At 74.0% G+C, this 23,835-nt stretch carries 19 protein-coding genes and 1 tRNA gene; 3 read left to right on the forward strand and 17 right to left on the reverse strand.

The window, feature by feature from the left end:
- Positions 1-18 precede the first annotated feature (18 nt).
- From rpmE to argS, 8 genes are all read right to left on the reverse strand, one after another.
- Positions 19-234: a 50S ribosomal protein L31 gene (gene rpmE / locus AB5970_RS14105; protein ID WP_056096298.1), complete on the reverse strand. Its 216-nt coding sequence runs from the start codon at positions 232-234 to the stop codon at positions 19-21.
- A gap of 133 nt (positions 235-367) precedes the next feature.
- Positions 368-1,222, reverse strand: a complete 855-nt coding sequence (locus AB5970_RS14110; RefSeq protein ID WP_370504586.1) for a PPK2 family polyphosphate kinase — start codon at positions 1,220-1,222, stop codon at positions 368-370.
- Between the two features lie 100 nt (positions 1,223-1,322).
- Entirely contained in the window at positions 1,323-3,359 is a 2,037-nt protein-coding gene (rho, locus tag AB5970_RS14115; protein WP_370504587.1) for a transcription termination factor Rho, read from the reverse strand.
- Between the two features lie 280 nt (positions 3,360-3,639).
- Positions 3,640-4,590, reverse strand: a complete 951-nt coding sequence (gene thrB / locus AB5970_RS14120; RefSeq protein ID WP_370504588.1) for a homoserine kinase — start codon at positions 4,588-4,590, stop codon at positions 3,640-3,642.
- A gap of 8 nt (positions 4,591-4,598) precedes the next feature.
- Positions 4,599-5,690, reverse strand: coding sequence for a threonine synthase (gene thrC, locus AB5970_RS14125; RefSeq protein WP_370504589.1), 1,092 nt, complete (start codon positions 5,688-5,690; stop codon positions 4,599-4,601).
- Positions 5,690-7,024, reverse strand: coding sequence for a homoserine dehydrogenase (locus AB5970_RS14130; protein ID WP_370504590.1), 1,335 nt, complete (start codon positions 7,022-7,024; stop codon positions 5,690-5,692). The genes thrC and AB5970_RS14130 overlap by 1 nt, the downstream gene beginning before the upstream one ends.
- A gap of 210 nt (positions 7,025-7,234) precedes the next feature.
- Positions 7,235-8,587: a diaminopimelate decarboxylase gene (gene lysA, locus AB5970_RS14135; RefSeq protein ID WP_370504591.1), complete on the reverse strand. Its 1,353-nt coding sequence runs from the start codon at positions 8,585-8,587 to the stop codon at positions 7,235-7,237.
- Positions 8,584-10,263, reverse strand: coding sequence for an arginine--tRNA ligase (gene argS / locus AB5970_RS14140; protein ID WP_370504592.1), 1,680 nt, complete (start codon positions 10,261-10,263; stop codon positions 8,584-8,586). The genes lysA and argS overlap by 4 nt, the downstream gene beginning before the upstream one ends.
- Positions 10,264-10,426: 163 nt before the next feature.
- Between argS and AB5970_RS14145 the strand changes: the two genes are divergently transcribed.
- The 3 genes from AB5970_RS14145 (at position 10,427) to AB5970_RS14155 (ending at position 11,748) form a co-directional block, all read left to right on the forward strand.
- Entirely contained in the window at positions 10,427-11,077 is a 651-nt protein-coding gene (locus AB5970_RS14145; RefSeq protein ID WP_370504593.1) for a FadR/GntR family transcriptional regulator, read from the forward strand.
- A gap of 51 nt (positions 11,078-11,128) precedes the next feature.
- A tRNA-Arg gene (locus AB5970_RS14150) sits at positions 11,129-11,201 on the forward strand.
- Positions 11,202-11,304: 103 nt separating this feature from the next.
- Positions 11,305-11,748 carry a hypothetical protein gene (locus AB5970_RS14155; protein WP_370504594.1) on the forward strand — a complete coding sequence of 148 codons (444 nt, stop codon included), beginning with the start codon at positions 11,305-11,307 and terminating at the stop codon, positions 11,746-11,748.
- An 8-nt stretch (positions 11,749-11,756) separates the two neighbouring features.
- Here AB5970_RS14155 and AB5970_RS14160 read toward each other — a convergent pair whose 3' ends face one another.
- The 9 genes from AB5970_RS14160 to AB5970_RS14200 form a co-directional block, all read right to left on the reverse strand.
- Positions 11,757-12,401: a hypothetical protein gene (locus AB5970_RS14160; RefSeq protein ID WP_370504595.1), complete on the reverse strand. Its 645-nt coding sequence runs from the start codon at positions 12,399-12,401 to the stop codon at positions 11,757-11,759.
- A gap of 75 nt (positions 12,402-12,476) precedes the next feature.
- Positions 12,477-13,250, reverse strand: coding sequence for a phosphate ABC transporter ATP-binding protein (locus AB5970_RS14165; RefSeq protein ID WP_370504605.1), 774 nt, complete (start codon positions 13,248-13,250; stop codon positions 12,477-12,479).
- A gap of 139 nt (positions 13,251-13,389) precedes the next feature.
- A complete protein-coding gene (locus AB5970_RS14170; protein ID WP_370504596.1) occupies positions 13,390-14,793 on the reverse strand; it encodes a WxL protein peptidoglycan domain-containing protein in 1,404 nt (467 codons plus the stop codon).
- 8 nt (positions 14,794-14,801) lie between these two features.
- Positions 14,802-17,291, reverse strand: a complete 2,490-nt coding sequence (locus AB5970_RS14175; RefSeq protein WP_370504597.1) for an Ig-like domain-containing protein — start codon at positions 17,289-17,291, stop codon at positions 14,802-14,804.
- A 68-nt stretch (positions 17,292-17,359) separates the two neighbouring features.
- On the reverse strand, positions 17,360-19,018 hold the full coding sequence (locus tag AB5970_RS14180) for an Ig-like domain repeat protein (RefSeq protein WP_370504598.1): 1,659 nt from the start codon (positions 19,016-19,018) through the stop codon (positions 17,360-17,362).
- Between the two features lie 35 nt (positions 19,019-19,053).
- Positions 19,054-20,070 carry a substrate-binding domain-containing protein gene (locus AB5970_RS14185; protein WP_370504599.1) on the reverse strand — a complete coding sequence of 339 codons (1,017 nt, stop codon included), beginning with the start codon at positions 20,068-20,070 and terminating at the stop codon, positions 19,054-19,056.
- A gap of 129 nt (positions 20,071-20,199) precedes the next feature.
- Complete coding sequence (locus tag AB5970_RS14190) at positions 20,200-21,132, reverse strand: class E sortase (RefSeq protein WP_370504600.1); 933 nt, start codon at positions 21,130-21,132, stop codon at positions 20,200-20,202.
- Entirely contained in the window at positions 21,129-23,636 is a 2,508-nt protein-coding gene (locus tag AB5970_RS14195; protein WP_370504601.1) for a hypothetical protein, read from the reverse strand. The genes AB5970_RS14190 and AB5970_RS14195 overlap by 4 nt, the downstream gene beginning before the upstream one ends.
- On the reverse strand, positions 23,633-23,835 hold a 203-nt coding region (locus AB5970_RS14200), incomplete at its 5' end, for a hypothetical protein (protein WP_370504602.1). The genes AB5970_RS14195 and AB5970_RS14200, both read right to left, overlap by 4 nt.

The raw sequence follows: 23,835 nt of genomic DNA on the forward strand, positions 1-23,835 counted from the left end.
ACCGGCGCTGCGGGAGTGCTAGTTGGCGGCCTTCTTGCCGTACCGCGCCTCGAACCGGGCCACGCGGCCACCGGTGTCGAGGATCTTCTGCTTGCCCGTGTAGAACGGGTGGCAGGCGCTGCAGACGTCGGCGTGGATCTTGCCGCTGGTGACCGTCGAGCGCGTGACGAAGGTGCTGCCACAGGTGCAGGTGACCTCGGTCAGGACGTACTCGGGGTGGATGTCAGCCTTCACGAAACTTCTCCTTGGGTGGATGTCTCCGGGTCCGGACGCGCGAGACGGCGCCGGTGAACCGCAGACCAGCGAACCATTGTGCCATAACAGCGACGAGGCTCGAAATCATCCCGTCCCGACCGCCGGCGACGCGTCAGAACGGCTGCGCGTCCAGCCGGGCCGTCTCGGCCGCCACGTCGAAGTCGGCCGGGGGCCACTCGGGGTCGAGACCCTCGAGAGCGCCCCGCAGCAGCCGCCCGACGGCCAGCCGCGCGTACCACTTGTTGTCCGCCGGCACGGCGTACCAGGGGGCGTGGTCGGTGCTCGTGCGGTCGAGGACCGCCTGGTACGCCTCCTGGTACAGGGGCCACTTGGCGCGCTCGTCGATGTCGCCCGGGTTGAACTTCCAGTACTTGTCGGGGCGCTCCAGGCGCTCGCGCAGCCGCGCCTTCTGCTCGGCGACCGACACCAGCAGCGCCACCTTGACGATCACCGTGCCCGAGTCGACGACCTCCTGCTCGAAGGCGTTGATCTCGTCGTACCGGGGCTCCCAGACCTCGCGCGGCACCAGCTGGTTCACGCGGACCACCAGCACGTCCTCGTAGTGCGACCGGTCGAACACGCCGATGTGGCCCGGTGCCGGCAGCGCCTCGCGGATCCGCTGCAGGTAGTGCTGCGCACGCTCCTTCTCGGTGGGGACGCCGAACGACCTCAGCTGGACGCCCTGCGGGTCCACCAGGCCGAGGACGTGGCGGACGATCCCGCCCTTGCCCGCGGTGTCCATCCCCTGCAGCACAAGCAGCACCGAGCGCGTGCCGCCGGAGCGACCCTGCGCGAACAGCCGCTCCTGCTCCTCGCCCAGGTGGACGCCGTCCGCCGCGAGCCGCTTCTCGGCCGACTTCTCGCCGTGCTCCCACCCGGGCGTCGCGGCCAGGTCGGCGCTCGCCAGGTCGAAGCCCGCGCGCACCCGGAGGGCCTCGGACGGTTCTGTGCTCCACGACTTCGCCATCGAACGCCTCCTGGGTGTGCCACCGACGAGTGCACCGTAGCGGGACGACGACGGCCCCGCCCTCCGGTGCGGAGGACGGGGCCGTCGGGGTGCCGGGCGGTCAGTCGCCGCCGGGCGTCGTCTTCTGCACCTGCAGCAGGAACTCGACGTTCGACTTGGTCTCGCGCAGCTTGCCGATGAGCAGCTCGATGGCCTGGGTCTGGTCGAGCGCGCCCATGACGCGGCGCAGCTTGTAGATGATCTTCAGCTCGTCGTGCGGCATGAGGATCTCCTCGCGCCGCGTGCCCGACGCGTTGACGTCGACCGCCGGGAAGATGCGCTTGTCGGCCAGGCCGCGGGAGAGCCGGAGCTCCATGTTCCCGGTGCCCTTGAACTCCTCGAAGATGACCTCGTCCATCTTGGAGCCGGTCTCCACCAGCGCCGAGGCGAGGATGGTGAGCGAGCCGCCGTGCTCGATGTTGCGGGCCGCGCCGAAGAACCGCTTGGGCGGGTACAGCGCCGAGGCGTCGACACCACCCGAGAGGATGCGCCCGGACGCCGGGGCGGCCAGGTTGTACGCCCGCGACAGGCGCGTGAGCGAGTCGAGCAGCACGACGACGTCCTGGCCCAGCTCGACCAGGCGCTTGGCCCGCTCGATGGCCAGCTCGGCGACGATCGTGTGGTCGGAGGCGGGGCGGTCGAAGGTCGAGGCGATGACCTCGCCCTTGACCGTCCGCTCCATGTCCGTGACCTCTTCGGGGCGCTCGTCGACGAGCACGACCATGAGGTGGACCTCGGGGTTGTTGGTCGTGATGGCGTTGGCGATCTGCTGCATGATGATCGTCTTGCCGGCCTTGGGGGGCGCGACGATGAGGCCGCGCTGGCCCTTGCCGATGGGGGCGACGATGTCGATCACGCGCGGCGACAGCTTGCCCGAGTCGCTCTCGAGGCGCAGGCGCTCCTGCGGGTAGAGCGGCGTGAGCTTGTTGAACTCGGGGCGCACGCGGGCGCCGTCGGGCTCCAGGCCGTTGACCGAGTCGAGCCGGACCAGCGCGTTGAACTTGCTGGGCCGGTTGCCCTGAGCCGGCGGCTGCTCGCCTTCGCGGGGCTGGCGGACGGCGCCGGTCACGGCGTCGCCGCGGCGCAGGCCGTAGCGCTTGACCTGGTTGAGGGAGACGTACACGTCGTTCGGGCTGGGCAGGTAGCCCGTGGTGCGGACGAACGCGTAGCTGTCCATCAGGTCGAGGATGCCGGCGACGGGCAGCAGGACGTCGTCCTCGCTCACCTCGATGTCGTCGAGACCCGCGAGCTCGCCCGCGCCCGGGCGGCCACGGGTGCCGCGTCCCTTGCGGTCACGGTCGCGGTCGCGGTACCGGTCGCGCGAGCGCCGACGACGACCGCCGCGCTCGTCGAGGCCGCCGTCCTCGTCCTGCTGGCGCTGCGGGGCGCCCTGCTGCTGGCCCTCGCGCGGGGGTGCCGCCTGTGGGCGGGTGCCCTGCTGGCCGTCACGCTGCGCGACGCCCTGCTGACGGTCCTGGGTCTCGCGCTGCGGGCGGTCCTGCTGGGCCACGCCCTGCTGACGGTCCTGCTGGCCGTTGGCCTGCGCGAGGTCGCCCTCGTCGCCCTGCGGCGCACCGGCGCCGCGGCCGGCCCGGCGCGAGCGCCGCTCACCGGTCACGCCGCCGACGGCCTCGGCCGCACGCGCGGCGCGGTCGTCGCGGTGCTCGACGGGTGCGAGCTTGGCGTCCAGCGCGGCCTCGAGCCCGGCGAGCGCGTCGCCGCGCGGGGCCTGGGCGGCGCGCTCCTGCTGCGGCGCGCGGTCCTGCGGCGCACGGTCCTGCTGGGGCGCGACCTCGCCCCCGAGGTCGAGCTGCGGCGCCTGGGTGCGCGGCGCGCGGGCCGCACGGGCGGTCACGGGGGCGGGGGCGTCGGCCACCGCCACGGTCTCGGCGCGGCGCGGCTCGAGCGCCCGCGGCCGGGAGCCGCCACGAGCCTCCGAGATGGCCTGGACGAGGTCGCCCTTGCGCATCTTGGAGGTGCCCTTGACGCCCAGCTCGGACGCCATCGCCTGCAGCTCGGGCAGGCGGAGCGCCGAGATGCCGGCGCCGCGGGCGGACCCGCCGGAGCTGCTCACGGCGGGCTCGATGATGTCTGTCACGAAGGACCCTTCCCCTCGTCGGTGGCCGGGACCCGATGGTTCGGGGATCGGCCGACGTCCGGTCGGAGTGACCGAGACGGTGCTGGAGCCACACACGCGCTGCGTACGACGACGTCTGCGCACGGTGGGCTGGATCGTTCCCGGGTCGTCTCACTCATCTGCGGCGGCCGGTCACGTACGACACGGGCTGCCCGAGGACGAGATCCGGGGAACGCATCGATGCTATCACTGTCGGCTCGGTCACCTTTCCGGGTGAACGACCAGGTCAGGTTTCACCCGGTCACGGCACCCGCTGGACGGTGGCGCCCTCGCGGTCCACCGGGAGCGGCAGGATCTGCCAGCCCCCCATGGCGCCGCCGAACGCAGCGCGCACGGCGTCGTCGGCGTCGGTGGTGACCTCGCCGTCGGCGGCCCGGGCGGCCCCGACCCGACGCGCCAGCACCAGGACGGTGGGACCGGCGCCCGACACGACGGCGGCGACCCCGCGGGCGCGCAGGACGTCGACGAGCGCGAGCGACCCGGGCATGACCGCGCGGCGGTACTCCTGGTGCAGGCGGTCCTGCGTGGCCGGCAGGAGCAGGTCGGGACGCCGCCCGAGGGCCTCCACCAGCAGCGCGGCGCGGCCTGCCTGGAACGCGGCGTCGGCGTGCGGCACGGTCGCCGGCAGGACGCCGCGGGCGGCCTTGGTGGACAGGTGGGTGGGCGGGACGATCGCGAGCAGCGCCACGTCGTCGTGCACCGCCAGGTCGACGGCCCGGAACCGGTCGTCGCGCCAGGCCAGGGTCGCGCCGCCCAGCACCGCCGGCGCCGCGTTGTCGGGGTGGCCCTCGATCTGCGCCGCCAGGTCCAGCACGACCTCGTCGGAGAGCGCGTCAGGCTCGGCGATCAGGCCGCGGGCCGCGACGATGCCGGCGACGACCGCCGCAGCGGACGAGCCGAGGCCGCGGCCGTGCGGGATGCGGTTGTGGCACACCAGGTGCAGGCCGGTCTGCGGGGCACCCACCAGGTCGAGCGCCGCGCGCAGCGAGCTGACCACCAGGTGCTGCTCGTCGTCGGGAACCTGCCCCGCGCCCTCGCCGGTGACCTCGACCTTGACGCCGGGCGACCCGAGCGCGCGCACCTCGAGCTCGTCGTGCAGCCCGAGCGCGATGCCGACGGCGTCGAAGCCCGGGCCCAGGTTGGCGCTGGTGGCAGGGACGCGGACGCGGACGTGGTCCGCACCCAGGCGCATCGCGGGCCTCAGTCCAGGCCGAGGGCGGTGGCGATGGACACCACGTCGGCGGTCACGCGGACCGGCACGACGTCGCCGCCGTCCGGCGTGCGCAGCGCCCACTGCGGGTCCTTGAGCCCGTGCCCGGTCACCGTGATGACGATGCGCGCGCCGGCGGGCACGCGGCCCTCGTCGCTGAGCCGGAGCAGGCCCGCGACCCCGGACGCCGAGGCGGGCTCCACGAAGATGCCGACCTCGGCCGAGAGCACGCGGTGCGCGGCGAGGATCTCCTGGTCCGTCACGGCCTCGATGAGCCCGCCGGAGACGTCGCGCGCCTCCTCGGCCTGCGCCCACGACGCGGGGTTGCCGATCCGGATCGCCGTGGCGATGGTCTCGGGCTGATCGATCGGGTAGCCGCGCACGATCGGGGCGGCCCCGTCGGCCTGAAAGCCCCACATGATCGGCGTGCGCGTGGCCACCGGGGTGTGCCCCGCGCCGCCGTCGAGGCCCGCGTACTCGCGGTAGCCCTTCCAGTACGCGGTGATGTTGCCGGCGTTGCCCACGGGGAGCACGTGGACGTCCGGGGCGTCGCCCAGCGCGTCGACGATCTCGAACGCTGCCGTCTTCTGGCCCTCGATCCGGTCGGGGTTGACCGAGTTGACCAGCTCGACCGGGTACGCCTCCGCCAGCTTGCGGGCGGCCACCAGGCAGTCGTCGAAGTTGCCGTCGACCTGCAGCAGCGTGGCGCCGTGCGCGACGGCCTGGCTCAGCTTGCCCATCGCGATCTTGCCCTCCGGCACCAGCACCGCGCAGACCATGCCCGCGCGCGTGGCGTAGGCGGCGGCCGACGCGGACGTGTTGCCGGTCGACGCGCACACCACCGCCTTGGCTCCGCGGCCCGCCGCGGCGGACATCGCGGTCGTCATGCCGCGGTCCTTGAACGACCCGGTCGGGTTCATGCCCTCGACCTTGATGAACACCTCGGCCCCGGTGCGCTGCGACAGCGTCGGCGACGGGACGAGCGGCGTGCCGCCCTCCCCCAGCGTGACGACGCGCTCCTGGACGTGCGCGGGCAGGCGGTCGGCGTACTCGGCGATGACGCCGCGCCACTGGTGGGCCATCAGGCTCCCTCGACTCGCAGGACGGACACGACCCGGCGGACCACGTCGAGGCCGGCGATGGCGTCGACGGTGCTGCGCAGGGCGTGCTCGGGGGCGGCGTGCGTGGTGATCACCAGGCGCGCGAAGTCGGCGTCGGGCGTCGTCTCGGAGGCGGGCGACTGGCGCACGGCCTCGATCGAGACGCCGTGCGACGCCAGCTCCGTGGCCACCTGCGCGAGGACGCCCGGACGGTCCGCGACCTCGAGCCGCACCTGGTAGCGGGTGCGCGCGGCGGCGGCCGGCAGCACGGGCAGGTCGGCGTAGCGGGACTCGACCGGGCCCCGGCCGCCCAGCACGCGGTGCCGGGCCACGGAGACCACGTCGCCGAGCACGGCCGACGCGGTGGGCTCGCCGCCCGCGCCGCGGCCGTAGAACATGAGCTCGCCCGCGGCCTCGGCCTCGACGAACACCGCGTTGTACGCCCCGCGGACGCCGGCCAGGGGGTGGCCGGACGGCACGAGCGCGGGGTGCACGCGGACCTGCACGCCCTCGACGCCGTCGGCGGACCCGCGCTCGGCGATCGCCAGCAGCTTGAGCACGTGCCCGGTGCGCTGGGCCCACAGCACGTCGTCGGCGGTCAGCCCGGTGATGCCCTCGCGGGAGACGTCGTCGATGGACACCCGCGTGTGGAACGCGAGCGAGGCGAGGATCGCCGCCTTGGCCGCGGCGTCGTACCCCTCGACGTCGGCCGTGGGATCGGCCTCCGCGTACCCGAGCGCCTGCGCCTCCTTGACCGCCTGGTCGAGGTCGACGCCCTCCGTGGCCATCTTGTCGAGCACGTAGTTGGTGGTGCCGTTGACGATGCCCAGCACGCGGGTCACGCGGTCTCCCGCGAGGGACTCGCGGACCGGCCGGACGATGGGGATGGCTCCCGCGACGGCCGCCTCGAAGTACAGGTCCACGCCGGCCTCGTCGGCGGCGGCGTAGAGCGTGGGGCCGTCCTGGGCGAGCAGCGCCTTGTTGGCGGTGACCACCGACGCGCCGCCCGCGATCGCCCGCAGCAGCAGGCTCCGCGCGGGCTCGATGCCGCCCATGAGCTCGACCACGACGTCGGCGCGCTCGACCAGCGACTCGGCGTCGGCGGTCAGGAGGGAGCGGTCGACCACCGCGTCCCGGGGGGCCTCGACGTCGCGGACCGCGATCCCGACCAGCTCGAGCGTGGCCCCCACCCGGGACGCCAGGTCCGAGGCCTGCGTCGTGAGCAGCCGCACCACTTCCGTGCCGACGACGCCGCAGCCGAGGACGGCGACGCGCAGGGGCGGGTGGGCGGACGCGGGTGACGGCACGAGACGCATCTCCTGATCGGGTCGGGCGGGAGCGGACCCAGGATAGGGGTGCGTCCGACTGGCGGGACCCGCGGTCCGGAACGTGGAGCGAGCGGTGCGGTCCGAGCGCCCAGCCAGCAGCCGTCGTCGGCGTCGTCGTCGCGCCGTGCGTGAGCACGCTCGCGTGAAGACTCAGTTGCGCTGGGCGCAACGAACTCTTCACGCGTGTGGCGACGCGGCTCAGCCGAGGTCGAGCGCGAGCAAGTCGTCCTCGGTCTCGCGGCGCACCAGCACGCGGCTCGTCCCGTCCGCGACCGCGATCACCGCCGGGCGTGGCACGTGGTTGTAGTTCGACGCCATCGACCGCCCGTAAGCGCCCGTCGCGGCCACCGCGAGCAGGTCCCCCGCGCGGACGTCGGCGGGCAGCTGCACGTCGTGCACGACGATGTCGCCGCTCTCGCAGTGCTTGCCGACGACGCGCGCCAGCACGGTCTGCGCGGCCGCGGACCGGCCGACGACCTCCGCGTGGTACTGCGCGCCGTACAGCGCGGGCCGGATGTTGTCGCTCATGCCGCCGTCGACGGACACGTACGTGCGGGTGCGCCCGTCCTCGAGCCGTACCGGCTTGACCGTGCCGACCGTGTAGAGCGTCAGGCCGGCGGGGCCGACGATCGCCCGGCCGGGCTCGATCGAGAACCGCGGCAGCGGCGTGCCCAGGTCCGTGGCGCTGGCCTGCACGGAGGACGCGATGTCCTTGGCGATCCGGTCCGGGTCGAGGGCGACCTCCCCGGGCAGGTAGGCGATGCCGTACCCGCCGCCGAGGTCGACCTCGTCGACGAGCACGCCGGTCCGCTCGGCCAGCTGCGCCCGCAACGTGAGAACCGCGTGGGCGGCGACCTCGAACCCCGACGGATCGAGGATCTGCGAGCCGATGTGCGAGTGGATGCCGAGCAGCCGCAGCTCGGGCCGGGCCAGCACCGCGAGCAGCCCCTGCATCGCCGGGCTGTCGCCGTCGCCGGCGATCGAGAGCCCGAACTTCTGGTCCTCGTGCGCGGTCGAGATGTACTCGTGGCCACCCGCGTGCACGCCCGTGGTCACGCGGACCATCACGGGCGCGGGGCGTTCGGTGGAGGCTGCGTTCGCGACCCGGTCGATCTCCACGAGCGAGTCCACGATGATCCGGCCGACCCCGGCGTCGAGCGCGCGCGCGATCTCCGCGTTTGACTTGTTGTTGCCGTGCAGCCCGAGGTGCTCGCCGGGGATCCCCGCGCGCAGGGCGACCGCCAGCTCGCCGCCGGTCGCGGTGTCCACCCGCAGGCCCTCCTCGTGCACCCACCGGGCGACCGCGACCGAGAGGAACGCCTTGCCGGCGTAGTAGACGTCGACGCCCGCGCCGATCTCGGCGAACGCCGTCTCGAACGCGCGCCGGTAGCCCCGGGCGCGGGCGCGCAGGTCGGCCTCGTCCAGCACGTACGCGGGCGTGCCGTGCTCGGTCGCGAGCGCGCGCACCCCGACGCCGGCGATCGTCACGGAGCCGTTCGCCGCACGTGCGACCCCGGTGGACCAGGGCTCGCCGGGGATGAAGGTGGTCACATCCGCTCCGGGGCGGTCACGCCCAGCAGCCCCAGCCCGTTGGCCAGCACCTGGCGGGTGGCGTCGTTGAGCCACAGGCGGGTGCGGTGCACGTCGCTGACCTCCTCGTCGCCGAACGGGGCGACGCGGCGCTGGTCGTACCACTTGTGGTACGCGCCGGCGAGCTCCTCGAGGTAGCGGGCCACCCGGTGCGGCTCGCGCAGCTCGGCGGCCTGCGCCACCACCCGCGGCAGCTCCGCGATCTGGCCCAGCAGCACGGCCTCGCTCGGGTGGTCGAGCAGCGAGGCGTCGAACCCGTCCTCGCGGCGCACACCCGCCTCGGCGGCGTTGCGGGCCACGTTGACCGTGCGCGCGTGCGCGTACTGGACGTAGAACACGGGGTTCTCGTTGGTGGCGCGGCTCAGCAGGTCGAGGTCGAGGTCGATGCTCGAGTCCGCCGACGAGCGCGCGAGCGCGTACCGGGCCGCATCCACGCCGACGGCCTCGACCAGGTCGTCGATGGTCACGACGGTGCCGGCCCGCTTGCTCATCCGGACGGGTGCGCCGTCCTTCACCAGGTTCACCAGCTGCCCGATGAGGATCTCGAGGTTGACGCCGGGGGTGTCGCCGAACGCCGCGCAGATCGCCATCATGCGGCCGATGTACCCGTGGTGGTCGGCGCCGAGCATGATGACGACGCGGTCGAAGCCGCGCTCCCGCTTGTCCAGGTAGTAGGCGATGTCGCCCGCGATGTAGGCGGCCTCGCCGTTGGACCGGATGATCACGCGGTCGCGGTCGTCGCCGAACGTCGTGGTGCGCAGCCAGGTGGCGCCGTCGGCCTCGAAGATGTGGCCGAGCTCGCGCAGCCGCGCGATCGCGTGGTCGACGGCGCCCGACTCGTGCAGCGAGTCCTCGTGGAAGTAGACGTCGAAGTCGACCCCGAAGTCGTGCATCGACTGCTTGATCTCGCCGAACATGAGCTCGACGCCTCGGGCCCGGAACGCCTCGGTGGCGGCGGCCTCCGGCAGCGTGCGCGGGTCGGGCTCGCCGGCCGCGAGCGCGTCCGCGACCACCTGCTCGGCGATCTCGGCGATGTACTGGCCGCCGTACCCGTCCTCGGGCGCGTCCTTGCCCAGCGCGCGGGCCAGGAGCGAGCGCGCGAACCGGTCGATCTGCGCGCCGTGGTCGTTGAAGTAGTACTCGCGGGTGACCGCCGCGCCGGACGCCTGCAGCACGCGCGCCAGGCTGTCGCCGACGGCCGCCCAGCGCACGCCGCCGATGTGCAGCGGGCCCGTGGGGTTGGCGGACACGAACTCGAGGTTCACCGAGACGCCCGAGAGCGTCTCGTTCTGCCCGTAGTCGGAGCCCTGCTCGACCACGGAGCGGGCCAGCTCGCCGGCGGCAGCGGCCTCGAGACGGATGTTGAGGAAGCCGGGACCGGCCACCTCGACCGCCGCGATGCCCTCGGTGCTGGTGAGGCGGCGCGCAAGCTCTTCGGCGAACGCCCGCGGGTTGGTGCCGGCCTTCTTGGCCAGCTGCATGGCCACGTTGGTGGCCCAGTCGCCGTGCTCGCGCTGCCGGGGTCGCTCGAGGTGCACGGTCGCGGGGATCGCGGCGGGGTCGAGGGCGAACGTGCCGTCGTCGACGGCGTGCACGAGAGCGGCCTTGAGGGCCTCGGAGAGCTGGGCGGGAGTCACCGGAGAAGGGTACCGAGCCGGCCGGGCCGATCCGCCGCGGGCGACGAGCGGCGACCGCCCGGTCGGCGGGCGCGCGCGTCGCAGATCATCCGTCTGGGGGTCTGGCGTCGGCAGACCCGCCGGTGTTGACTGCACCGCATGCCTGGACACGGAGCCTGACCGGATGGCGCGACGGACCGGACTGATCGACACCGCGGTGGACGAGCTCCGCAGCCGCATCGAGTCGCAGGAGTGGCCCGTGGGGGCCCGGATCCCGCCCGAGCCGGCCCTGGTGGACCTGCTCGGCGTCGGCCGCAACACGGTGCGCGAGGCCGTGCAGTCCCTGGTGCACGCCGGCCTGCTGGAACGCCGGCAGGGCTCCGGCACCTACGTGGTGTCCCGCTACGAGCTCGCCGCGACCATGGGCCGCCAGATCGCCGACGCCCGCCAGCGCGACGTGGTCGAGGTGCGGCGGGCCCTGGAGGTCGAGGCCGGCCGGCTCGCCGCCCGCAGACGCACCGCCGGGGACGCCGCGGGCCTGCTCCAGCGTCGCGACGAGCGCGCTGCGGCCTACCACGCGGGCGACCTCGACGCGATGGTGTCGACCGACCTCGACCTGCACCGCGCGATCGTCCGCGCGACCGCCAACCCCGTGCTGGTCACCCTCTACGAGAACCTGCTCGACGCGATCGGCGAGAACATCCGGTTCAACTTCGTCACCGACACCCACGGCCACGACGCGCACGACGTCCTGGTCGAGGCCATCGTCGCCGGCGACGACGGCCGGGCCGCCAGCGAGACCAACCAGTACCTGTCCGCGCTGCTGGGCGAGTGAGCCGCGGCTGGTAGTGTCGTGCACCGCATCGACCCCCGGGTCGGTGTGCCCGCCCGCGTAGCTCAGTGGATAGAGCGTCTGCCTCCGGAGCAGAAGGTCGAAGGTTCGAGTCCTTTCGCGGGCACACATCACTGACGGCCCAGTCGCATCTGCCCAACGGCCGGGCTCGCAGACCACCACAGCTTGCTGAGGACGTCGAGGGTCTCGAACCCCCGTAGCCTCCGGTCATGAGCACCCTTCACGAGGTCGGCGAGCGCGACGCCTGGCGATGCTGTTTGTGCGACGAGCCGGTCGACCCCGACGCGTCCGTCAACGCCGATCGCGGCCCGAGCATCGACGGCGGCGCGACGCCGAAGGGCAAGAAGGCCGCGCCGGGCTCGGAGCGCCTGGCGCACCGGGCCTGCAACACCCGCAAGGGGGCGGTCAAGCCGGTCGTGGCGTGGTCGCCGGCGCTGTTCGTCGTCGAGCCGGCACCGATCGTGTCGACCGTCGAGCGGCTGACCCGCAAGGGCGGTCGCGAGGTCGTGGGGCGCTGCCCGACGAAGGCGGACGGTGAGGCGGCGGCAGCCTGGCTCGAGGACCGGCTGTCGAGGTTCGCCCCCGACCTGCGAGCGACGGCGGCGGTCGAGCCGGGCGGCGGGCAGTTCCTCCTCGTGCTGCGCGCGGGCTGACGGGGGCCTCAGGGCTCGTCGTCGGGCGCGCGGAACGACCGGCGCCCGTACTCCATCCACACGCCGAGGTAGACCAGCGCAGCGAGGGAACCGACGATGGCGATCCCGGCGCTGCCGGCCCCCGCGGCGCTCGCGACGAGCGCGCCCAGCGTCCCGGCGACGATCGCGTTCACCACGTTGACGAACATCGCCGTGCTGCCCACGACGTGGCTGAGCGTCGAGCGCTTGAGACCCATCGTGTAGGTCTGCATGAGCCCCGCGCGGCTGTCCTCCCACGAGGTGACGAGGTAGTCGGCGATCTCCGGGTCGAGCGCGATGTACGCGGAGCGGATCCGGTTCATCCCCAGGATCAGCGCGCTGTCGTCGTGGCTGGCGTTCATCACGCGCACGCCGGTCAGCGTCCCGAGGATCAGCACGACCGAGGCCAGCCCGATCGAGAGCACCCGGAACGGGGTCCCGAACCCCGACGCCTGCGCGACGAGCGCCAGGACCACGAGCGCGGCGGACGCGACGGTCAGGTGGATGGTGATCCTGCTCATCACCTCGGCCCAGAGGGTGCTTCGCGTGCCCAGCAGGCTCCAGTGCTCGGTCGCCAGGATCTGGGCGCGCACCGTGGGCGAGGGAGTCCCCGCGGGAGGCTCGGGCGACGACATCGGCGGCTCCTTCCGGCGCTGCCGCTCACGCTATGACCCGCGGGCCCTCCTCACCGAGGACTTTGGCGTCTCACCTCACCCGAACCGGCCGCTGACGTACGCCGCGGTCCGCTCGTCCTGGGGCGACTGGAACATCGCGCGCGTGTCGCCGTGCTCCACGATCACCCCGGGAGTGCCCTGCGACGCGAGGAAGAACGCGCACTGCTGCGAGACGCGGGCCGCCTGCTGCATGTTGTGCGTGACGATGACGATGGTGACCTCGTGCGCCAGCTCGGTCATGGTGTCCTCGATGACGCGCGTCGAGGTGGGGTCGAGCGCGGAGCAGGGCTCGTCCATGAGCAGGACGCGGGGTCGGACGGCGAGCGACCGCGCGATGCAGAGGCGCTGCTGCTGGCCGCCCGACAGGCCGCCGCCGGGGGCTGACAGCCGGTCGCGCACCTCGCGCCACAGGCCCGCCTTGGTCAGCGACTGCTCCACCAGCGAGTCCTTCTCGGACGCCGACGCCCGCACGCCCGTGAGCCGCAGGCCCGCCAGCACGTTCTCCCGGATGCTCATGGCGGGGAACGGGTTGGGCTTCTGGAACACCATGCCGATGTCGCGGCGCGCCTGGGTGAGCCGCCGCGACGGGTCGTAGATGTCGTCGTTGTCGAGCAGCACCTGACCGGCCAGGGCGGCCGACGGCACCAGCTCGTGCATCCGGTTGAGGATGCGCAGGAACGTCGACTTGCCGCAGCCCGAGGGGCCGATGAGCGACGTGACGACCCCCGCCGGCATGGTGAGCGAGACGCGGTCGAGCACCTGGTGCGTGCCGAACCAGGCGCTGATCTCCCGCGCCTCCAGCTGCGCCAGGTGCGCGGGCGCGAAGCTCGGGGCCGCCGCCGCGACCGGGGTGAAGGCGGCCGGGTCGGCCGAGACCGGCGGCAGCAGGATCGTCGACGAGTCGTGGGTCGGTGCGGTCACAGGGAGGTCCTCGGGGGTCGGTGGGGGGTCACGGGAGCGAGCCCCGGACCATCAGGTGCCGGCCGACCGCGCCCGCGAGCGCCAGCAGCCCGAGCCCGAGCAGCACCCACAGGGAGGCCGGGGCACGGCGGGCACGGTCGGCCCAGACGAGGTCAGGTGCGGCGGCGGTGACGGGCGCGGCGCTGGGGGCCGGCGCCGACGCCGACGGACCGGCGTCGGGAGCGGCCGGCGCCGAGGACGGGACCACCGACGAGCCGCCCGAGGCGTGGTGCGACCGGGCCGGCGCCGCGGGGACCGACAGCGTGATCTGCTGGTCCGGGTCGGCGTGGACGGTCGTCGGCGCACCGAGCACGAGCAGGGCGAGCAGCACCGGCACCACGGTGTAGAGGGTGGGCGTCGTGGCCGGCTCCTCCTCCAGGCGTCGGAACGCGTCCTCCTGCTCCCGGCGGCGCCGACGACGCGCACGGAGCACGGTCCACACCCCCAGCGCGACGAGCAGCACCAGCGCCAGGCCGGTCCACGGCACGGCCACGACGGCGGTGCGGGACGTGCTGGACACCAGGGGGATGTCGGTCTGCGGCCCGGGCGCCGCCTCCATCTCGACGTCCACGACCGCGGTCAGCAGCCCGAGCGGGAGCACCGCGGGCAGGACCGAGCGCACGGTGAACGACTGCCCGGGCAGCACCTCCTGCGTGGCCCCGGGTCGCGTGGTGACCAGGTGCACGCCGAACGGCCCCGTGATGCGCAGGCGCGGCTTGCCGACGATCTTCACGTTGCCGGTGTTGGCGACGGCGTAGCTGACGGTGGCGGGCGCGAAGCCGAACGGCACCCACGAGCCGGCCCAGGTGGCGCCGACGTCCCGGACCTCGAGCCGCGGGGTCACGTCGCCCGACACCCGGACGTTGAGCCGCACGGCGACACGCGTGTCGAGCACGACCCCGTCGGCGTTGGCCGTCGGCGAGGCGAGCGAGACCACGACGCCGCCCGGGTGGTCCCCGGGGGTGGCGGCCGCGGGGACCGCGAGGGCGAGGTCGACGACGGCGTCGGACAGGGCGGGCACGGTGACGGTCGGGGTCGATGCCGTGACCCACGCGCCGACGTCCGTCGGTGCCGTGGCGTGGGCCTCCAGGTCGTACCCGCCGGCCGAGGTGTTGAGGGCATCCGCCCCGTAGACGTCGAAGGTGCGCTCGACCGTCGAGGCGTTGGAGACGACGACCTTGACCGCCCCGGTCGCGCCGGGGTCCATCGTCAGCTCGAACCGCGTGCTGCCGTCGGGCAGCCCGTCCGCACCGGCAGGGCTGACGGACCAGGCCGTCGCGACGTCGTCCGCCGCGACGGCCTGGGAGCCGGCCAGCCCGGCGCCGCCCGCCGCCAGCACGGTCACGAGGACCGCGCGCAGCAGCGAGCGACGACCGAAGAGGCTCGTGTGCATGTCGGCCGTCAGCCGCCGATCAGCGTGACGGTGACGGTCGAGGTGTAGCTGCCCTCAGCGGTGCTGGCCGGGATGGCCAGGTTGAGCGCCGCGGCCAGCGTGGTGGTGCCGCGCCCGTTCACCAGCGACTTGCCGAGCAGCTTGCTCGCACCGAGACCACCGCTGGTGGCGTCGTCGAGGAACGAGGCCACGCTCGGGCCGGCCTGGGCCGTCAGCGGGGCGCCGGCGTCCTTGGTGACCACCGGGAGGCCCGGAGCCCAGCCGAGGTACTTGGCGCCGACGACGCCGGCGGTGCCGGTGAAGTCGGAGGCCTGGACGTTGACCTGCCAGCCGGTCAGCAGGTCGTCGCGGCGGGTGTCCGCCACGGTGAGCGTCGGCAGGGTGCCCGCCGCGGTGACGCGGGTGTTGCCCGTGTCGCGCTGACCCGTGAGCGCCACGTTGGCGCCGGCCGGGACGGTGAACACCAGGCTGCCGGGCTCACCGAGCGGGGCGGCCGGGACGGTGAGCGTCACCGTGATGGTGCCGTTCGGTCCGGAGCCCACCGTGACGTTCAGCGGAGCGGCGGTCGAGGCGGCGAAGGCCGCGGGGTCCGTCGGAGCGAAGCTCGCCGTGTAGGTGTGCGCGCCCAGGGCCGGCGCGGTGACGGTGTAGCTGGCGACGCCGGCGGTGACCGTGCCGGTGCCGAGCGTGGCGCCGTTCTCCTGGAACGTCACCGTACCGGCCGCGGCCGGGGCGACGGTCGCCGAGAGCACGAGGTCCGCGCCCGAGGCCGTGGCAGCCAGCGTGGTCGTGGTCGCCGCGGCGCCGCTGCTCAGCGCCGGGGCGGCGGGGATGGACCACGAGTAGTTCAGCGGGTCCGTGCCGCCGACCACGGTGATCGTGGTCTTGAAGTAGCCCAGGCCGATGCCGCCCGAGTCGCGGCAGGCGACGATGAACGGGAACTGGTTGCCCGTCGCGTTGGGGTGGGCCTCGTTGTACGTGGTGATCTGCGCGCGGTTCAGGCGGTCGGGCTGGACGTCCATGTAGAACCGGCCCTGCGCGTCCACGGCGGACCACACGGCGCCGACCGGCACCTGGTCCCAGTCGTTCTCCGGCACGCCCACCTGCGGGATGCGGATGCCCACCTGCGCGCTCGTGGTGTTGGCCGGGCACTTCTGGTCCACGGTCAGCGACTTCCAGGGCCGCGGGTTGACGCCGGCCGTGGGCGAGACGCCCGAGCTGATGGTCGTGGCGGCGGTCTGCTGGTCGAGCGGGCCGGCGACCGTGTGCCAGCGGATGTTGCCGGGCAGCAGCGGGCCCTCGTCGGCCGCGGCGGCGGGGCCGGCGGCCGCGAGGCCCACCACGCCCGCCAGGAGGGAACCGGCGAGCACGCCGGTCAGGAGCTTCGAGAGACGCATCGAGCCGCGTTCCTTTCGGGAGGGCGAACGGGCAGCGTCGTGCTGCCGCTCGAACAGTGCCGACCCCACGTGAACGGGGGTCGGCGCGGGGGCGTCCGCGGGACGACGCGCACCCGCGCGACGCCGCCGGAGCCGCCAGGTACCGAGACCGACGAGCACGAGCAGCAGCCCGAGGAGCAGCCACGGCACCGCCCAGAGGCGCACCGACGCCGACACGGGCGCCAGCTCGGGCTCGACCCCGGCCGAGGGTGCGAGCGCGTCGGCGCTGACCTGCACGGACTCGAGGACCGCGGGCCACACGCCGTCGACCGTGACGGTCTGCTGCTGCTGACCGCCGGGCAGGAGCTCGTCGATCCGCTCCGCCTGCGCGCGGGTGCTCAGCAGCCCGAACGGACCGGCGACGCGCGCGGACGGCTGCACCGCCATCCGCATGTTGCCGGTGTTCCGCACGGTGTACGTGACCGTCACGGTGCCCCTGCCGAGCACGCCGTCGGGCTCCCACGTGGCGGTCAGCCCGCCGACCTCGAGGCCCGGCGCGAGGTCCCCGGAGACGGTGACGTAGACCCGGGCCGCGACGCGCTGGTCCAGCTGGATGGCCGGCGAGTTGGCCCCGCCGGAGCCGGTGGTCACCAGCGAGGCGACGATCCCCCCGACGTGGTCGCCGGGCTGCGCGTTCGCCGGGATGCTCACGGTGAACGGGACGATGGTGTAGCCGATGCCGGTGGCGGTCGTCTGGCCCGGCACGGTGATCTGCTCCGGGCCGCCGAGCACGAGCCAGGAGCCGGCGTCGGTGTTGGCCTGCGCGTGCGGCACCACGGCGAGCCCGCGGTCGCCCTGCACGATGTCGCCGCCGTACAGCTCGAGACCGACCGGGGTCGCCGCCTGGTTGAGGACGGCGACGTGGTCCTGGATGGTCGAGCCCGGGGCGGCCGTGTAGCTGAGGAAGGACCGGCCGTCGGGTCGCTCCGGTCCGGCGGGCGCGATGCCGAAGGAGGCGAGGTCCGGCGCGGGCGCGTCGTCGGCGAGCGCGGGCGTCGCGCTCAGGACGCCGAGAAGGACCGCCGCGAGCGCGGCGGTCCGAAGGCGAGGAACGGTGGGCATCGAGAGCGCTCCGGGAGGTCGGAGGTGAGGAGGCGGAGCCGGTGCGGCTCCGCCTCCTCACCGGGAGATCAGACGGCGGTGAAGGTCACCGTCGACGTGTACGTGCCGGGCTGGACCGACGTGGGAACCCCGGCGATGCCGAAGACCCCGTTCAGGTGGGCGGTGCCCACGGAGTGACCGGCCGGGTACGCGGCGAACACCTTGGGCGTCGCCAGACCCGGCACGACGGCCGCGTTGTTGGTCAGGACGAGGTCACCGGCGAGGAGCGCGTTGCCGACGACCTGCGTGGCCACCAGGCCCGTGAGCCCGGCGTACTGGCCGCCGAACGTGGACCCGGCACCGTTGTCGAACGCCCCGGTGACGACCGAGGCCGTGAAGCCCAGGTTCCCCGCGCGGGTGTCCGTGATGACGATGTCCTGGAACGGGGCGGACGACGAGTACGTCGAGGTCGCCGGGTCGAGGACGGCCGTGCCGAGGTTCAGCGGCGCGGCGGGCGTGTAGGGCGTGGTGATGGTGATGGCGCCCTGCGGGATGGTGACGACGACGGTCTGGTCGTCGCTGGCACCCTGCTGCGTGTACGTCGCGGCGACCGCGGCCGACGTGGAGTCGGAGTACGGAGCCGTGCCGACGAAGACGGCCGTGAGGCTGTGCGCCCCCGCGTTGAGCGAGTTCACCGTGATGTCGCCGACGACGCCGTTGGTGCACAGGGCGGTGCCGATGACCGCGGCGCCGTCCTTGAACGTCACCGTGCCGTTGGGCAGGCCCGTGGCCGCGGTGACCGTGGTCGACAGGGTGACGGCCTGGTACGGGGCGCCCGCCAGGGGCGAGACCGACAGGACGGTCGTGGTCGGGCGGGCCGGCGTCGGCGTGACGGTCACGGTGACCGGGCCGGACGTCGAGGCCGCGTTGCTGCCGCCGAGGTAGGCCGCCGTCACGGAGTTGGTGCCCACCGGGATGGCCGACGTGGTGAGCGCCGCCGAGCCGGCCGACAGCACCGCGGTGCCCAGCGACGTGGTGCCGGCGAAGAACTCGACGCTGCCGGTGGCCGCGGTCGGGGTGACGGTCGCCGTCAGGGTGACGGGCGTGCCGGCCTCGACCGACGCCGCCGACGTGGCGAGCGTGGTGGTGGACGGGGAGGCGGCCAGCGGGGGCGCCGCCGGGATGGACCACGAGTAGTTCAGTGGGTCCGAGCCGCCGACGACCGTGATGGTCGTCTTGAAGTACCCCAGGCCGATGCCGCCCGAGTCACGGCAGGCCACGACGAACGGGAACTGGTTGCCCGCTGCGTTCGGGTGGTCGAGGTTGTACTGCGTGATCTGCGCGCGGTTCAGCCGGTCGGGCGGGACGTTCATGTAGAACCGTCCCTGCGCGTCCTGCGCGGACCACACGGCGCCGACGGGCACCTGGTCCCAGTCGTTCTCCGGCACCCCGACCTGCGGGATGCGGATGCCGACCTGCGCGCTGGTGGTGCCGGCGGGGCAGTTCTGGTCCACGGTCAGGGACGTCCACGGCCGCGGGTTGACGCCCGCCGTCGGGGAGACGCCCGAGCTGATCGTGGTCGCCGCCGTCTGGACGTCGAGCGGACCGGCGACGGTGTGCCAGCGGATGTTGCCGGGGAGCAGCGGGCCCTCGTCGGCCGCCATGGCGGGGCCGGCGAGCGCGAGGCCCACCGCTCCGGCCACGAGCGAGCCGGCCAGGACGCCGGTCACGAGCTTGGAGACTCTCATCGGACTCTTCCCTTCCAGAGGTGAAGAACGCAGGGTCAGTTGGTCGTGAAGTTCGAGGTCGCGGCCTGGGTCGGGATGCCGCACACGCCGCCGTCGTCGGACACGGCCAGCTGGGCGAACCCGGCGGCCTCGATGGACGACTTGCCACCGCCACCGCAGATGAAGCCGTTGGGGCCGAAGATCGACGTGAACCACGGCTTCGACAGGTCAGCCGTGCGGACCACGTTGTAGAGCGCGCGCTGGGCGTTGAAGCCGCCCTCGAGCTTGACCAGGGCGGCGCTGGAGCCCGCGCGGCCCGTGGAGAACGGGGCGACGGCGTTCACGGCGTTGGCGCCGTACGTCGCGCTCGACGGGTCGAAGACCGCCGGGTTGTGCTCCTCGGACTCCGTGATGCCCGCGCCGAGCGTCACCGCGGTACCGCCGTTGGCGGCCTGCAGCTGGGCCAGGAAGAACGTGCGGGTGCCCGAGCCGGTCTGCGGGATGTAGGCCTTGATGGCGCCGTTGGCCCCACCCAGCTGGTTCCAGTTGGTGTAGGTGCCGTTGTAGATCTTCACCATGTCGGCCGGGCTGATGGTCGCCGGCGCGTTGGTGCCCACGGCGGACACGGCGAGCTTGAGCCCGTCGACCGCGAACGGCACCTGCTGGAGCCCGGCGTTGATCTCGGCGGTGCTCAGCGTCGAGGACGAGCGCGCGAAGTTGATGTTGGTGTTGGCGATGAGCGCCGTCTTGCCGGCGCCCGAGCCGTTGGGCCGCGCGATCGAGGCGGTGCCGGTCTTGATGACGATCTGGTCGCCGATGACGCCGTTGGGGGCGATCGCGTCGTACGAGACCAGGCGCGCGTTGGCGCCGGCGTTGAACCCGGGCGTGAAGATCGCGCCGACCTTGACGCCGTCGGCGAGGTAGTTGACGGCGAACTGGCTCGTGTCCGAACCCACGCCGACGAGGTCGCGGGCCTGGGGGGTGGCATCGGCGGAGGCCGTGGTCGCGCCGGCGACGCCGAGGGCGGCGGCGAGCAGGACGGCCGCGACGGCCGAACCCTTCGTGCGGTTCATGGAGCTCCCTCTCGAGGATGTCTGGCATGCCGCGAGAGCGGCACGACCAGACCGTCTCGACGCCGGGAGAACGCCCTGGGTCCGTCCGGTGAACGCGGGACGGCCTGCACCAGCCCGCAGGACAACCGTTCAGATGAGGTTGGGCAGCAGGCGCGCGAGGGCGTCGGTGGTCACCCACGCGAGCCCGACCAGCACCGGGGCGGCGACGATCCAGAGCACGCGCGCGGGCAGCCGGCGGCGGAGCAGCACGGTGCCGACGACGGCGAGCAGGAGCCCCTGCATCGCGGCCGCGAGCACGGGCAGGACCGCCGTGTCGATGCCGAGCGGGGCCTCGGCGTCGGGCACCGACGCGGGACGCCCGGGCTCCCCGACGGCGGCATCGCCGCGCAGCGTGGCGTCGACGTAGACCACCTCCGCGGGTGCGAGCGCACCGGTCAGCCCGTGGCCGACCGTCGTGACGAGCGTGAGCCGCCCTCCCCGGGTGGCGGGCGGGGCCGGCAGCGGGTCGCCCGCCCGCCGGACGGCGTCCACGCGGTACACGAACCGACCCTGGCCGGTGGTGACCTCGATGCCGTCGCCCGCGCGCAGGGAGGGCACCGCGCGGAACGGCGCGCCGTAGGTGGCGGAACGGCCGAACAGCACCGCGACCCCCGCCTGGCCCGGCAGCACCGTGCTGCGCAGGTGTCCGGGCCCGGCCAGCAGGTCGCCCGACGCGGTCCCCTCGACCACGACCTGCTGCAGCCCGAGCGTGGGGATGGTCAGCAGGGCGACCGGGTCGCCGATCGGGATCGGACCGCCGAGCGGCGCCGTCTGGTCGGCCAGCTGCACGCGGAGCTGGGCGTAGAGCATCTGCTGCGACCGCGCCTGCTCGAACCCGCCAAGCACCAGCAGGTGCAGGGCGAACCAGGCGCAGAGCGAGCCGAGCACCAGCAGCGCCGTGGCGGTGACGGCCGCGGCCGGTGCCGCCTCGGGCCGGGGCGGGGCCGGCGGGCGTGGCCGGACGGTGCGCTGCAGCGGCGCCACCGCCTGCTCGACGGGCACCTCGAGGACGGTGGCGCTCACGGTCGGCCCGCCCGGGTCGGGATCCTGCGGATCAGCGGTGCGCCGAGGAAGGCGAGCGCGCCGGCGCCGAGGGCGATCGGCAGCGAGTGCGCGCCGGGTCCGCTCGGGGTCGCCTCCGTGCGGGCCGCGGGGCGCGCACCGGCCGCGGCGGGTGCCGGGTCGGCCGGCTGGCCGGTGACGGTCTCCGTGCCCGGCCCGGCCGGGACCACGGCAGCGGGCGGAGCGATCACGGGCGCGGTGACCGAGGCCGTGGTGGGCGGGACGGGCACGTGCGGCGGGGTCGACACCGGGGCGCCGAGCGCGCCGGACTGCGCCTTCACTGCCGCGGCGACCTTCGTCGCCGACGCCAGCAAGGGGCCCGTGGCGGAGCCGGACGTGATCGGCAGGTAGCCGTCGGGCAGCTGGCCGACGCCGGTCCCCCGCACCTGCCCCTCGGTCGTCGCGATCGTCACGAACGCCGCCGCGTCGGCCGCGTCGGCCGCCGACATGCCCGACAGCCGCGAGGCCGCGTGCACGATCATCGTGCCGGGGTACGCGCCGGAGGTCTGCCGCACGGTGCCGGCGTCGAGCAGGAACGGCTCCCCCGGCGCGGACTGCGTCGCCGTCGACACCGCGGCCGCCAGCGAGGCGTCGTCAGGCGTCACGAACGTGGTGCCGGTGGTGCGCAGCGCCGCGGTCCGCAGGCCGTAGCGCACCGCGTCGCCCAGGCTGACGACGCCGAGCATGCCCCGGCTGCCCCAGTTCTGCGGGTCGATCCTGCCCAGCTTCCACGGGTCGCTCGACGTGCTGCGGTCGCACCGGGTCTGCACGTTGGGCTGGGCGTCGAGCACCGCCTCGGCGATGGTCGCCAGGCTGGAGACCGGCGCCGCGATCTGCGAGAAGTACGGCGACTCGGCGAAGTTCGCCTTCTGGCACTCGAGGGCGTAGTCGGGCACGTAGGTGTCCTGCAGGCCCCACTCGCGGGTGGGCACCTCGACTCCCTTGTAGGACGGGTTCACCACCATGCCGTGCTCGTCGGGGGTCCCCGCCAGGAAGGCCGCGGCGTCGGGGTCGGCGTCGAGGTACGCGGTCAGCGCCGCCATCACGTCGGACCGCACGGACAGGGACAGCAGCGTGGCCATGGTCTCGGTCGGCGCCTGGTTCACGCCGGGGTTGAGGGCGAGGAACTCGGGGTCCTGGTTGAGGGACCAGGGGTTGCCGGCCATGCCCTCGTGCCCCCGCCCGAGGTCGGAGCCGAGGTAGGACTGCGTGAGCAGCTTGGCCAGCAGCCGGGGCGTCAGCCGCAGGTCGGTGACCGGTCCCGCGTTGTCGGGCTGGTCGAGCACGTAGGCGATCGCGAACCCGGTCACCGCGACGGGCGCGTAGCCCACGGGGACGTCGGGCGGCGCCTCCTGCTTGTCGGACACCAGCGCGGCCACCCCCGACCCGCGCAGCATGGTGGAGAAGGCCACCGACTCGCTCATGCGGTTGTGCCGGTACGTGAACCGGCTCGCGTCGAGGCAGTACGCCGGCGCCCACTGCACGGAGGCCTGACTGAGCAGCTCGGACCCGAAGAAGTCGACCGGCGCGCCCTGGCCCAGGGCGCTGCACGGCGCGGGCGGCGGCTGGAACGTCAGCGGCACGACGAACCGGTTGCGCCAGTTGGACGGCGCCCACCAGTACGCGGGGCTGACCGCGAGGTCGAAGCCCGTCGACACGTCGTAGCTGGACCCCGGCGCCGCCTTGCCCGTGCGCCGGCACTCGGCGTTGGCGTCGACGCAGCTCATGCCCATGATCGGGATGACCACGAGCGAGCACGGCGTGGTCGACGAGCAGCCGAGCGACTCGTTCTCCACGTTGGTGCGGACGTCGAAGTCGGTGCGGCCGGTGCCGTCGAGGCGCGTGTACGCGGCGAGGTCGTTGGGCGGCAGCGCGCCGTTGAAGCCCATCTCGGGCGCCTCGGTCTCGGCGCTGCAGACGTCGTAGACCGTGCCGCCGGCCGCGCGGAACGGCACGGCGTACTGGTCGAGGAACGAGATGTTCGGCGTGCAGTCGGCGGGCCAGTCGGGCCGGGCGCTCTGCTCCTCGCGCTGCTCGGGCGTCGCGTACAGGTCGTGCCGCCAGACCGACTGCCCGGCCCCGACCGCGTCGGACCGCTGCTTGAAGAACGAGGTCCAGCACGTCTCGGGGACCACCTCGTCACCGCTGCCCCGGCACTGCAGGACGACGACGGGGTACTCCTGCGGCAGCCCCTTCTCGGCCCGGGGGTCGGCGCTGCGCGAGCCGCTCGGGTGCGCGCCGGTCCAGGAGACGTCGAGCTCCTGGCGCGCGCGCAGGTCGCTGGTCACCGCTACGTCGACGGTCACGGTCCTGGTGTCCACCGCGGTCACGTTGCCGTCGGCGTCCTGGAAGTCGCGGGTCAGCGTCTTGGTCTGGCTGAACTCGGGCGGGTCGTCGGCAGACGCCGACCCCACGCCCGCCCCCAGCCCCGCGAGGACGAGGAGCACGACCGCGAGCCGCCTCACGGGGCGAGCCTGCGGCGTCGGGCCTGCAGGGCGAACAGGCCGGGGACCAGCACGATGGCCAGCAGCTCGACGGCCGCGAGCGCCCCGAAGAACCGGCCCCCCTCGGCCGGCCGGCTGGGCACGTTCGAGCTCACGGCCGCGGACACCGCGGCGCCGGACCCGTCGCCGGAGGCTCCGACGGGCAGCCCGGTGATGGGGT

It is taken from the genome of Cellulomonas sp. ICMP 17802 (assembly GCF_041295535.1).
GTDB lineage: Bacteria > Actinomycetota > Actinomycetes > Actinomycetales > Cellulomonadaceae > Cellulomonas.

Coding starts and splice junctions, on each gene's coding strand:
- AB5970_RS14110 (WP_370504586.1), bottom strand. CDS start 1,222: ATGGCGAAGTCGTGGAGCACAGAACCGTCCGAGGCCCTCCGGGTGCGC.
- thrB (WP_370504588.1), bottom strand. CDS start 4,590: ATGCGCCTGGGTGCGGACCACGTCCGCGTCCGCGTCCCTGCCACCAGC.
- thrC (WP_370504589.1), bottom strand. CDS start 5,690: ATGGCCCACCAGTGGCGCGGCGTCATCGCCGAGTACGCCGACCGCCTG.
- AB5970_RS14130 (WP_370504590.1), bottom strand. CDS start 7,024: ATGCGTCTCGTGCCGTCACCCGCGTCCGCCCACCCGCCCCTGCGCGTC.
- AB5970_RS14145 (WP_370504593.1), top strand. CDS start 10,427: ATGGCGCGACGGACCGGACTGATCGACACCGCGGTGGACGAGCTCCGC.
- AB5970_RS14155 (WP_370504594.1), top strand. CDS start 11,305: ATGAGCACCCTTCACGAGGTCGGCGAGCGCGACGCCTGGCGATGCTGT.
- AB5970_RS14160 (WP_370504595.1), bottom strand. CDS start 12,401: ATGTCGTCGCCCGAGCCTCCCGCGGGGACTCCCTCGCCCACGGTGCGC.
- AB5970_RS14170 (WP_370504596.1), bottom strand. CDS start 14,793: ATGCACACGAGCCTCTTCGGTCGTCGCTCGCTGCTGCGCGCGGTCCTC.
- AB5970_RS14175 (WP_370504597.1), bottom strand. CDS start 17,291: ATGCCCACCGTTCCTCGCCTTCGGACCGCCGCGCTCGCGGCGGTCCTT.
- AB5970_RS14180 (WP_370504598.1), bottom strand. CDS start 19,018: ATGAGAGTCTCCAAGCTCGTGACCGGCGTCCTGGCCGGCTCGCTCGTG.
- AB5970_RS14185 (WP_370504599.1), bottom strand. CDS start 20,070: ATGAACCGCACGAAGGGTTCGGCCGTCGCGGCCGTCCTGCTCGCCGCC.